The 12,260-nt window shown below is 37.3% G+C and carries 13 protein-coding genes; 2 read left to right on the forward strand and 11 right to left on the reverse strand.

Features of this window, described 5'->3' with window-relative positions; genetic code table 11:
• Positions 1–30: 30 nt before the first annotated feature.
• The 8 genes from AC25Y1_RS00320 to AC25Y1_RS00355 all read right to left on the reverse strand — a co-directional run bounded on the left by AC25Y1_RS00320 (position 31) and on the right by AC25Y1_RS00355 (position 8,671).
• Entirely contained in the window at positions 31–474 is a 444-nt protein-coding gene (locus AC25Y1_RS00320) for a DUF948 domain-containing protein (RefSeq protein WP_488145943.1), read from the reverse strand.
• A 166-nt stretch (positions 475–640) separates the two neighbouring features.
• Entirely contained in the window at positions 641–1,954 is a 1,314-nt protein-coding gene (murC, locus tag AC25Y1_RS00325) for a UDP-N-acetylmuramate--L-alanine ligase (RefSeq protein ID WP_488145944.1), read from the reverse strand.
• Between the two features lie 96 nt (positions 1,955–2,050).
• Entirely contained in the window at positions 2,051–4,633 is a 2,583-nt protein-coding gene (locus tag AC25Y1_RS00330; protein ID WP_488145945.1) for a DNA translocase FtsK, read from the reverse strand.
• Between the two features lie 114 nt (positions 4,634–4,747).
• The gene (gene ytpR, locus AC25Y1_RS00335) at positions 4,748–5,350 is read right to left on the reverse strand and encodes a YtpR family tRNA-binding protein (RefSeq protein WP_488145946.1); all 603 of its coding nucleotides are present in this window, start codon (positions 5,348–5,350) and stop codon (positions 4,748–4,750) included.
• 4 nt (positions 5,351–5,354) lie between these two features.
• Positions 5,355–6,167 carry a DUF1444 domain-containing protein gene (locus tag AC25Y1_RS00340; protein ID WP_488145947.1) on the reverse strand — a complete coding sequence of 271 codons (813 nt, stop codon included), beginning with the start codon at positions 6,165–6,167 and terminating at the stop codon, positions 5,355–5,357.
• Positions 6,168–6,237: 70 nt separating this feature from the next.
• Positions 6,238–6,750: a hypothetical protein gene (locus AC25Y1_RS00345; RefSeq protein ID WP_488145948.1), complete on the reverse strand. Its 513-nt coding sequence runs from the start codon at positions 6,748–6,750 to the stop codon at positions 6,238–6,240.
• Between the two features lie 85 nt (positions 6,751–6,835).
• Positions 6,836–7,366 carry a DUF84 family protein gene (locus AC25Y1_RS00350; protein WP_488145949.1) on the reverse strand — a complete coding sequence of 177 codons (531 nt, stop codon included), beginning with the start codon at positions 7,364–7,366 and terminating at the stop codon, positions 6,836–6,838.
• A gap of 231 nt (positions 7,367–7,597) precedes the next feature.
• A complete protein-coding gene (locus AC25Y1_RS00355) occupies positions 7,598–8,671 on the reverse strand; it encodes a M42 family metallopeptidase (protein ID WP_488145950.1) in 1,074 nt (357 codons plus the stop codon).
• A 190-nt stretch (positions 8,672–8,861) separates the two neighbouring features.
• On the opposite strand from AC25Y1_RS00355, the gene AC25Y1_RS00360 reads away from it, so the two are divergent.
• Positions 8,862–9,176 carry a hypothetical protein gene (locus tag AC25Y1_RS00360; protein ID WP_488145951.1) on the forward strand — a complete coding sequence of 105 codons (315 nt, stop codon included), beginning with the start codon at positions 8,862–8,864 and terminating at the stop codon, positions 9,174–9,176.
• Between the two features lie 55 nt (positions 9,177–9,231).
• Here the strand turns inward: AC25Y1_RS00360 and AC25Y1_RS00365 are convergent, their stop codons facing one another.
• Both AC25Y1_RS00365 and dat read right to left on the reverse strand, forming a co-directional pair.
• Entirely contained in the window at positions 9,232–10,086 is an 855-nt protein-coding gene (locus AC25Y1_RS00365) for a YtnP family quorum-quenching lactonase (protein ID WP_488145952.1), read from the reverse strand.
• 30 nt (positions 10,087–10,116) lie between these two features.
• Entirely contained in the window at positions 10,117–10,971 is an 855-nt protein-coding gene (gene dat, locus AC25Y1_RS00370) for a D-amino-acid transaminase (protein ID WP_488145953.1), read from the reverse strand.
• A gap of 306 nt (positions 10,972–11,277) precedes the next feature.
• On the opposite strand from dat, the gene AC25Y1_RS00375 reads away from it, so the two are divergent.
• The gene (locus AC25Y1_RS00375) at positions 11,278–11,493 is read left to right on the forward strand and encodes a DeoR family transcriptional regulator (RefSeq protein ID WP_488145954.1); all 216 of its coding nucleotides are present in this window, start codon (positions 11,278–11,280) and stop codon (positions 11,491–11,493) included.
• Positions 11,494–11,536: 43 nt separating this feature from the next.
• Here AC25Y1_RS00375 and AC25Y1_RS00380 read toward each other — a convergent pair whose 3' ends face one another.
• Positions 11,537–12,253, reverse strand: a complete 717-nt coding sequence (locus AC25Y1_RS00380) for a pseudouridine synthase (RefSeq protein WP_488145955.1) — start codon at positions 12,251–12,253, stop codon at positions 11,537–11,539.
• Positions 12,254–12,260: the final 7 nt, after the last annotated feature.

Below are 12,260 nucleotides of genomic sequence, written 5' to 3' on the forward strand. Positions count from 1 at the left end.
TTTGATAAAAAAATTAGTAGTGTTTAAAATTTACTTTGGATTATAATTTTTCCAACCTCTTGGACCTTGACGTTCTTTTAACTTGTCTAGCACTTCAAACGCAACTTGACTCCATTGTATCACTTGAGCAACCTTCTCACTGTTACGCTCGGCTTCAACTGTAATAGAATCTGTAACACGTCGGACCGACATATTGATACCTGTGACAGAATCTCCTACACCTTTCACAGCATCCACAACTGAATTTAGTCTTTCAGATTTCTGCTTGATATCATCAGCAAGCTCATTGGTTCGGTTAAGCAGTATCGTCGTTTCCGTTGTGACGCCTTCAAGTTGACCCGACAGGCCTTCCATTGTTTCAGAAACGTTTTGTAATGTGCTTTTTAATGAGAACAATGTCATCGCAAGGCTTACACATAATATCAAAAATGCGATTGCAGCAACAATAGCTGCTATGTACAACAAGTTTTCCATGGCATGTCCTCCTTAAATTTAGTAGATATAATATTGTTTTACCCTTATTCGATATAGATTAAACGTTCATCATCTACATAATATTACTTCGACATAACGTCGTCGAATTCCTCTAATATTTCTACATAGTTTTATATGAATAAAAAAACAGCTGATCTTAAGTCGATCAGGCTGTTTCTTCTTTGTTCGCTAGTTCTTTAAAAGCATTTAAATATTTTTGGACATCGCCAGCCCCCATAAATAAGTAAACTGCGTTGCCATGTGGTTCTAATTCCTTGATATTGCCAAGCGCTAAATGCCTAGCTTGTGGTAATTTATCTAGTAATACATTGATTGAGATGCCACCTGACTTTTCTCTTGCGGAACTAAAAATATCACATAAATAAATATGATCTGCTGTTTCTAAACTATTGGCAAACTCATCTAAAAGAGCTTCTGTCCTTGTAAAAGTATGTGGCTGAAATATCGCGACAATCTTTTTGTCTGGGTATTTCTGTTTAGCTGATTGTAAAGTAGCTTTAATTTCAGTTGGATGATGTGCGTAGTCATCAATTATAATATTCCCTTTGCTTTTTATCACAGTAAATCTTCTTTTAACACCATGAAAAGTTGATAATCTGTCTTGGATGACAGTTGCCGGAATACCTTCATAATGACATAAAGCAATAACACCTAGTGCATTCAAAATCGCATGATCACCAGTCAATGGAATTGTAAATCGATGGTATAATTCACTGCGCACGTAGACATCGAATGCACAGCCTTCTGAATTTTTGACGATGTTTTTTGCTGCAAAGTCATTGGCTTCATCAAATCCGTAATAGACAACAGGGACGTTCGCTTGGATCTCTTGTAAATGATGGTCATCCCCACAAGCAATAATGGCTTTCTTTACGCGTAATGCCATTTCACCAAAAGCATCCAGAACATCGTCTAGATCTTTGAAATAATCAGGATGATCAAAGTCAATATTTGTCATAATTGCGTAATCCGGAGTATAAGCAAGAAAATGCCGTTTATATTCACAGGCTTCAAATGTAAAGTACTTTGCATCGGGCAAGCCTTTCCCTGTTCCGTCACCGATCAAATACGAAGACGGTGCATGACCAGATATGACATGAGCAAGAAGCCCTGTAGTAGACGTCTTTCCATGGGAACCTGTCACAGCAATCGAGGTGAATTTTTGCATATAATCTCCGAGAAAGTCATGATATCGAATGACTTCAATTCCAAATTCATTGGCTTTTTCAATTTCAGGATGGCTATCGGGAAATGCATTACCTGCAATTATCGTCATGCCTGATTGTATATTATTTTCATCAAATGGATAAATTGAAATATCTCTTTCATGTAAAGCATCCTCAGTGAAAAAATATTCTTCCACATCTGAACCTTGAACTCTATAAGCGGAATCATGAAGGATTTGTGCGAGTGAACTCATTCCAGATCCTTTAATTCCTATAAAATGAAACAATGTCATATAGTAACCCTCCTGGGACCTTTTTGGCACCCTTTATACTCGTTTAATTATTCCCTGTTTAATTAGGAATTATGCATGTATCGTTAAGTAATCAAATTAGGATATAACTTCCGAAAGTCTTTCTAAATCAGTTTCCGTTATGAAAACATCTCGTGCACGACTTCCTCGTTGCTCCGATATAAACCCACGTTTTTCAATGCTGTCCATTAACTTGGCAGCACGATTATATCCAATACTAAAATTCCGTTGCAGGAGAGACGTAGAAGCACTACCTTGTTCAAAAATAAATAAGCAAGCTTCTTCAAACAAAGGATCTGTATCCTCTTCCTCTACAGCTGTTTTTAACAACTCTTCCTGACCAAATAAATAATTGGGGGATGCTTCTCGTTGAACATGTTCTATTATACGTTCTATCTCATCATCGGTTACAAATGTCCCTTGAAGGCGAACAGAGGCAGACTGTCCATTTCCTAAATATAACATATCCCCTCTACCAAGAAGTCGCTCTGCACCTATTGTATCAATAATTGTCCGAGAGTCTACTTGTGATGATACTGAAAAGGCAATACGCGTTGGAATATTGGCCTTAATCGTCCCTGTAATCACGTCAACAGATGGACGTTGCGTTGCAATAATTAGGTGAATCCCACATGCACGTGCTTTTTGGGCAATTCGAATAATCGAAACTTCTACGTCAGCAGGTGACATCATCATTAAATCTGATAACTCATCAATAACGATCAATAAATAAGGCATTTTTAAAGAATATTGTTCGTTTTCTTCAACCACTTTATTGTATCTTTCAATATCTCGCACACCTGTATGAGCCAATAACTCATAACGCCGCTCCATTTCTGCAACCGCCCATTTTAAAGCAGCTGTAGCTGCTTTTACATCAGTGATGACAGGACTAATGAGGTGTGGTATGCCATTAAAGGGCGCCAATTCAACCATTTTCGGATCAATTAGCATCATTTTCAAATCCGTAGGTTTCGCTTTGTATAGAAGACTTACAAGAATTGAATTTATGCACACGGATTTACCAGAGCCTGTAGCTCCGGCAATTAGGCCATGTGGCATTTTTCGCAAGTCTAGCGTTATCGGTTCACCAGTTAAGCCGAGTCCGAGGACCGCTTCAAGAGGTGACGTCGAGTTTTGAAAACTTTCCGAGTTAATGACTTCAGAGATTCGTACCGGTCTCGTTTTACGGTTAGGAATTTCAATCCCTATTGAACTTTTACCTGGAATTGGCGCTTGAATTCGAATTTCTTTAGCAGCTAATGTTAGTTTTAAATCGTCCGTTAAATTCCGAACACGACTAACTTTTGTCCCCTGCCCTACCGTCAACTCAAAACGAGTGACTGTGGGTCCTTGAACAGCTTCAATCACCTCTGCTTGCACGCCAAAATGCGACAAAGACTCTTCAAGCTTAGCAGATTGGCTATCGAGCCAATCAGAGTCTTCAACTTGCAGTTCTGGTGCGATGAGTAATTGTGGTGATGGGAACGCATAATGTTCCTCGCGATTATCTGCATCACTCATGAGCTCTTTTTCCACAATCTGGTCAACAGGTGCTTCTTGAGGTTTTTCAATCTTCTCTTGTTTTCTTGAAGCTAGACTAGCTTTGTCACTCTTCAACATTAATACATTAAATGGAAGACTTCGTTCTTTTTTCGTCTCAACTTTTTCAGGTTGATGTTCAACCTCTTTAATAATCGAGTCAATCGCTCGGTCAGCGTCATGCTCGATATGAGTTTCTTTTGCTAACAGTTTAGTGGAATCCATATTTACTCGCTCTTGAATTTCTTCTACAACCAATTCTTTTGATAGTTCGGGTTCTTGCTTATTATGAGATTCTTCATCTATCTGAACTTCTGATTGTACCGCTAATTGTGGTTCTTCAATAATCGGGCCTTCTGATCGTTCAGCTATTTGCTCATTTTGAACTTCTTCTACCTGGTCATCTGCGTGTCCTGATAATTGCGGCTGCGTCTCATCAGTAAACAGATTTTCGGATAGAGCAGCTCCTTGTTCATGATTAATACCTTCATCAATTAGGATTTCTTCTGGTTTTACTTCTGGTTCTAAAATAGGTGTTTTATAGATTTCTTCATTTAACTCTTCGAAAACATCATTGTCTATTTTTTGTTCTGAAAAAACAACTTGTTTAGGACTCGTTTGTTGTTGTTCTTCTACCATCTCTTCTGATCTTTTTCTAATACTATTACGTTTATAGCCATAGATGGGCGACGGGACATTTGTCGGACTAAAACTCCTCGTGCCTTTAAGTGTTTGTTTTCGTTCAATCTGCTTATGAATCGTTTCTTCTGGTTCTACAAGAGGTTCTCTTTGTTCTTTCCCCTTATAATCACTTGCTCGATGGATAGTTGTTTGAACATTCTTTCCTGGCCATCTTTCATTTTGATAAAAGGGTATCGGTACAAAATCATCATCTGTTTTTTTAGGTGTATTTTTAAGTTTCGGTGTTTGTATTAGTTCGTCATCATCGTCCCATCCATAAATCTCAGCATCTGTAATAATCGGAAAACGGAATGTTGGACGTTCTTGTATATTTTGCTCTACAGAATTGTATTTTTCTTGTTCTGGTTCTTCTGCTATTTCATTTTCTTGTTTTTCCTCAGTATCTAATCGATTTAGTAATCTTTTAAACCACTTCAAGCCAATCACTCATTTCATGTCGATTAATCTAGTTTAGCAGTTTTCCAAAGCCTAAATCAAATTTTATACTAAAATAAGAAAAACGTACCAGATGGCACGCTTTCGTCGTTGTTACTATTTATATGGTTGTCCAACAATACTTGACTCGTCGAGTACTAAGATCCCTACACCCGTTTCGGCATCTGGCACAGCTAATTCACTCGCAGAACAAATCATACCTGATGAAGGAACACCACGTAGTTCAGCATCTTTAATGACTAAACCTGAAGGCATGACTGCTCCAACTTTGGCGACAACAACTTTTTGGTCGACATCGACATTTGCCGCTCCACAAACAATTTGTAGCGTTTCGGTACCGACATCTACTGTACAGACGTTCAATCTATCTGCATTCGGATGTTTTTCTTTTTTAATAACATGTCCGATCACGAACTTTGGCGAAAAGTCTACATCAAGTTTCAAATCGACTTGGTTGTCATTTAATGCAGCTTGTACTTTTTCAACTACCGCTTCTGTTAACTCGACTTCGCCGTTTGCTACCACTTGTAGATACTTTGATGCATTAAACAGGTTGAATGCAACTACTTTTTCTTTTTCTACATCTTTAATGATCGTTACATCTCCAAATGTTTCTGTTGCCATCTCATTTGGTTTTTCCAATTCAAGTTGGACTAATAATACATCGCCAACACCTTTTTCATTATAAAAAATAATCATTTTACTATTTCCCTTTCCTTCGTGCAACACGATTTTTCGCCATGATAAATATAGGCTCTAATTTTCCATCCTCATATATAAAAGAGAGTGATGTAACAGGCACAGTACCTTGCGTAAAGAAATGCATTGTCATTTGTGCTAGAACATCATAACCAGTTTTGTTTCTAATGTCTCCAATAATGAGAACATCTTGATGGGGAACGGAAACCGTCATATCCCCTTGAATTTTTTCTTCCATCTCTTTTAGGAATGCACCATTCAATATCCGACTTGCGTCATATCCGTCATTGTTATTAACAAAATAATAATGATTACCATCCACTACATCTTCTTTCATCGATGTCGGTAATGATCTAACCCGAAATAGTGCTGCTTCTTTTAGCTCCTCTTCAGATTGACCGAGTGTTTCCAGCATCCCTTCATCGATTAAACGGTAAGTTTTACCTAAATCGAGTGCATAGTAAATTCTTGTCTCTGCAGTATGTTCTTTCATCACAAAACGATTGCCGTCTGCAGTTTCTTCTGGAAATGAAGTGGACCGAATGACTGGATAAATAGGTCTTCCTGCTTCAAATCCTTTCGTCTGCTCAAGTTCCATTGCTTGAAAAGTAGATTCAATTATATAGACAATCTCGTCTATAGCAACATCTTTTTTATTATCATACTTTGAAAGAATCTCAGGTAATGAGATATCCATTCCTTTGTTTAACGTTTTATGATCAAGACGAACATTATCTGCTTTTTCATCGAATTTCCACACAAAGTTCTCTGAAGGTAAACGTTTTTTTAGAATGGTTACAAGTTCTTTAGATTTCATTGTTAACAACCTCCAATAAAAAGAACGGTGCCAATATTGGTTTCGGCAGACCGTTCATTATTTTTTGATTCTAGTTTTTCTTAATCGAACGTAGGATTTCCATCATAAGCACCAGATTCTTCTCTACATCTTTTTGGCTTGAGAGTGTCGTGATTTTTGTCCCACCAACACTGGTAACTAGTTCTACCTTATCGTTACTTTCTACTACAGCAGCAAAACCAAAAGTATCGCCTTCTGTAAATGTTTTCTCATCTACAATAACTTTTGTTGTATCAGCTTTTAATAAATCATAAAAAAGCTGACTATTCATATCCTCATTCGGATTATTAAACAAGATAAATGTATCATCTTTTGTCGTTAATAATATATTTTGAGAATCAGATTCATCTTTTATCGAAAAATCGTTTGGTTTGTAAAAATTCACATCACCAACTTCTGCATTGGCAACTTTATCACTTTCAAAAAAAGTTATTTCTGCCGTTTTCAGTCCTGCATCAGCATTCTCTTCCAGAGATTTACCACATGCCGCCAGGAAAAGTGTTAATGCCATCACTAGGAATATGAATTTCCAAGAACGGAACATTCGATTTCCTCCCATCTAATCTTGTTAATATATATTATTTTAAAGTTCTTATGTAGCAGATGCAAACCATTGGATTAGTAAAGTACTAATTCTTTAGTTCTAGTGTGGTTGAATACTGCCATTGCCCCATTAATAAATGAAGGATATGCGCAAATAAATCTGTCCTACTGATTGTCCCATTTGTTAGTATACCCATAGCGCCTTCATTATGTCTTATATTATCTTTTCTAAAGTGTTTTTCTATAACTGGGCCAAGTTCTTTCCCATCTTGAATTTCTCTCGCAATATCAATCGGTAACTCAATTTGTGCACCACCTGCTGTAAAGCTAGAACCGTCTGGTAAATGTAATGCACCCCAATTACAAATATAAAGTTGCTTATTTACATAACGGACGCCGCCCTCTAGTCCAATACCAACAGCGGATTCACCACTTTCACTTGCTTTTCTCGCACGATTTAAAGCACCCTCTAATGTCTCCTCATCTCCGAAAGGTTGATCTGAAACATCGGAACTTACACTGATACCTGTTATTTTTGAATTAGGAAAGTATTGTTTTAGTACAGCTTCGCATGCATGTAATTTTGCTTTATTAGTTGTTCCGATGATAAAGTCCATTCATGTTCACACCTTATTTAAAATGACTGGTAACTCTAAGATTGTAATCTCACCAACCGAGAATATTAACAACGCGTCTACACCTGTAGATACCTCCCGCGAGAAACCCTTATCAAGTTTTCCCGCTGGAGCTTGTGAGGAAGCTTGGGCGATGCTACGTGATTGCGAACTTAGTACGCAGTTGTATATCGCTCTTTCCTTCCTCGAATCTATTTGTAGCTAGCAAGTCAATTATACGTTGCTTTTGATAGTCTCAAGTGTTGTTTTATCGCAAGTTGTTACAAGCTTAACAAGTAATTCTTTCGCCGCTGCATAATCATCTGTATGGATGATGGATGCGGCAGTATGAATATAGCGGGAACAAATCCCTATAACTGCACTTGGAACACCTTCGTTGGACATATGCACACGTCCAGCGTCCGTTCCACCTTGTGAAATGAAATACTGATACGGAATATTATGTGTTTCTGCAGTATCAAGTATAAATTCTCGCATTCCACGATGTGTCACCATAGATCGATCTAGAATACGTAATAAAGTTCCTTGTCCAAGTTGACCAAATTCGTTTTTATCTCCAGAAGCATCATTTGCGGGACTGGCATCTAAAGCAAAAAACAAATCGGGATTAATCATCGTTGCTGCTGCTTGTGCACCTCGAAGCCCTACCTCTTCTAAGACGTTAGCCCCGGAATATAAAGTATTCGGCAATTCTTTACCGTGAACTTCTTTCATCAGTTCAATCGCAAGTCCACATCCATAGCGATTATCCCAAGCTTTCGCAAGAATTTTTTTATCGTTTGCCATCGGTGTAAATGGACAAATCGGAACAATTTGTTGCCCAGGCTTGATGCCGATTTTCTTTGCATCCTCTTTATCATCTGCACCTATATCAATCAACATATTTTTAATATCCATTGGTTTATTTCGAACTTCATCACTTAGTAAATGTGGTGGAATCGATCCAATTACACCAATAACTGGACCAGCATCTGTAATGATTTCCACGCGCTGCGCAAGTAATACCTGGCTCCACCAACCGCCCAACGTTTGAAATCGTATCATACCATTTTCAGTAATAGCGCTTACCATAAACCCTACTTCATCCATATGACCCGCTACCATGATACGCGGACTATTTTCTGGACCTTTTCTTACACCGAATATTCCTCCGAGATTGTCTTGTACGATCTCATCTGAGTATTTCGTAAGTTCTTGACGCATATAGTTACGCACAGCGTGTTCGTTACCCGGTGCACCAGGTAATTCTGTTAGCGTTTTAAACATTTTCAAAGTATCATTATTCATTAAATATAGCCCCCTATTTTTTTAATACGTAATCCGAAATTTAATATGTACATTATTCAGTGTAGACGATTAATCAGAAAAATTCCATCTTATTTAGAGAATCGAATTGTTTTTTCTTCTCATCTATTTTTGTAGCTTCCCTCTATTCTGTGATACACTGAAAAAAAGACTTGTTAGGGGGTAACTCACTGTGAAATTCAAAGATTTTCTAGCTGGTATTTTAACTGGCGTCGCAGCCGGTATCGTTGTCAGTAAAGTTATTGACCGTGTCGATCCAAATGTTCCTGCAGATGCTGTATTAAAAACGATTAAAAACGCTTTTAAAGAAGAAGGACCAATTGATGGCTCATGGATTGTTATGAAAACAGAACCATTTCAAAATAACGCAATTAAAATGGACGTCTATCGTGGTGGCATCTCACGTATAAAGAATGGTGAACTCGAACAATTCGAATTTGCCGCAAACTCAACAACTGGTACAGTCGTGGAACTTACTAAACAATAAATAATAAAACCGTTATCTAGGATTCTATTATCCTAGATAACGGTTTTTTTGTTGATCAATCATGAAGTTTTGGCTTTTTAACGCATTCAATTATTTTTTTGCCGGACTCGTCCCATTTTACAAGTCTATAAACTGCATCATGATAAAAACTAAACCAGTAATTCCCTTCGAGTCCTTCTTTCATCAACTTTTCCTTTGCGGCAATCGAGTCCATTGGATAGTCATCATAGGAGAGAACCCAAAGTGGATTACTATGTGCATGTGTTGGCATTAAATCGCCCATATGTAAGATTGTTTCATCTTCTTGCGTCAATTTAATAACAGCATGACCGTTACTATGTCCGCCTGTATGGATCATTTCAATTCCAGGAAGAATAGATAAGCTATCCTCAAAAGTTTTCACTTGATCCTGAATGGGTTCCCAATTTTCTTTCCAATAGGTATTTTTCGAACGAATATTAGGGTTTCGCATTTCATCCCATTCTACTTGAGACGTATAAATGTCCGCATTCGGAAATACCGACACAAGCTGACCATTTTGCCACTTGGTCAGTCCTGCGGCATGGTCGTTATGTAAATGAGTCATCAGGATAAGATCAATATCATCTGGTGTAAAACCGAGCTCACTTAAACTTTCTTCGACATGAGATTCATCAGTCACACCTAAATTTCTCTTCAATTTTTCACTTAGTTTCCCATTTCCAAGCCCTGTATCAATTAAAATATTTTTATTTTCATATTGAATAAGAATCGGATCTGTACGTAGTTCAATCAAATTATTATCATCCACTTGGTATCTGCGAGACCAAAGTACCTTAGGGACTGGTCCAAACATCGTTCCCCCGTCCAAAAAGTTCAGTCCACCATTTAACCAATTCAATTTCATATTATGAAAAGTAAAGCTATTCATCTTCATTCTCCTCCAGTAATTATTCGTGTCTTATATTGAACGGTTTAAAGAAGTTGGAATTTGTAAAGAAAATGCTTCTTGTAGTTTTGTCGTAAGACTGCCTCGTTTTCCGTCCCCTATTTCACGTCCATCTATCGTTGTTACTGGCATGACCTCAGCAGTTGTAGAAGTATAAAAGAATTCATCCATTTCATAAGCTTCTTTTAGCGTAAATGCTTCTTCCACTACCGGTATACTGAGTTCCTTACATAAGTTTAACACGACATGACGCGTGATTCCTTCTAGGATCAAGTTTGAGACAGGATGTGTATAGATTACACCATTTTTTATGCCAAACATATTTGTAGATGATCCTTCTGTAACAACTCCATCTCTATGAAGAATTGCTTCAATACATCCAGCTTCATGCGCTTCTTGTTTCGCCAAAACACTGCCAAGCAAATTCAGACTTTTTATATCGCAACGTAACCAACGAATATCATCAACTGATTTAATTGCAACCCCGTTCTCCATATCTACAACAGGTCTTTCACCCTCTACTGCATAAGCTGTCACAACAGCTGGCACAGACGGATTTGGAAATTGATGTGTTCTTATCGATGATCCCCGTGTCACTTGCATATAGATATGACCATTTGTTATTTGATTTACCTTCAACAGTTCTTTTGCTACGTCCATTAGCTGTTGCTCAGAAAAAGGAATGGTTAGTTTTATTTTTGCTGCACTCGCAAACAATCTTTGTAAATGTTCTTTGAGTGTGAAAAATTCGTCATTATATACTTTAACTACTTCGTAAACGCCGTCCCCAAAATAATAACCTCTGTCATCAATTGAAATTTTCAGTTCATCACGTTTCGTAAATTGCCCATCAATAAAATAAATCATCTAATCCATTCCTCTTTTCAGTTTCTTAACTTCTATTCTATCGTATTATATGTCCTCTTCTATTTTTACATGTTTGCCTATCAAAATAAAGAACAATGTATTTTTTTTGTAAATTTCATTGAATTATTGTGCAATTCTTTTTAAATTAAGGTATAATTATATTGACAGAACATTCCAATCATCAAGACTATTGATTTATGGAAGGAAGTGCGGCTGGCATCGATTTCAAAGTGTAATTAGCAACATTCACAAATCTCATGACCATTGGCTTATTGGAATATGATGACAAAGGAGTGCGTAACACACTTGAATACTACAACTGATCGTATGCTTACCCGAGTTAAAGATGTCTATCTGTATGTACGTGAAAATGGTACAGTGACGACACAAAACATTGTCGATGAATTTGATATTACTTCTCGAACTGCGCAACGGGATTTAAATGTTTTAAAATACAATGATCTCGTTACCAGTCCGGTTCGAGGAAAATGGACGACTACATCTAGAGAAGTTATTTCTTAAGAAAAAGGGCTTAAACGCACAATGCGTTTAAGCCTTTTTTTACTTATTCACCTATTGAATACAACAATTCAATTTCTTCATTCGTTAACTCCCGGTAATCACCTAGAGGTAATGATTCATCAAGTTGCAATGGCCCCATTGAAAATCGCTTTAAATAGACAACTTTCTTTCCAACTGCTTCAAACATTCTTTTAACTTGATGAAATTTACCTTCTGTAATTGTGAGTTCAATTTCGGATATTTCACCTGACGATATAATTTTCAAAACACCTGGTTTTGTTTCATACCCATCATCTAGAATGACTCCTTCTGCAAAGCTTTTAATATCAGCTTCCGTAACCACGCCGTCAATCTTCGCAAAATAGGTTTTCGGTACATTCTTTTTCGGTGAGAGTAAATTATGAGACAGTTTACCATCATTCGAAAGAAGTAGAAACCCTTCCGTATCTTTATCAAGACGACCTACTGGAAACGGTTTAAAATGACGAAACTCAGCATCTAATATGTCGACGACTGTTTTATCATGTCGATCTTCTGTCGCCGAAATGACGTCTTGGGGTTTGTTCATCATTATGTAAATGAATTCCCGATAGACAACAGGTTCTCCTAGAACGGTTACGACATCATTTTCAGTATCAATGTTTACTGCGGGTTTCTTTTCTGTTTCGCCGTTAACACGAACAGCCCCCTTTTTCTGTAACTGATGTACTTCTTTTCGTGAGCCAAATCCCATATTTGATAATAATTTATCTAGACGCATATTTTTC

The organism is Sporosarcina sp. Y1009, from assembly GCF_057669865.1.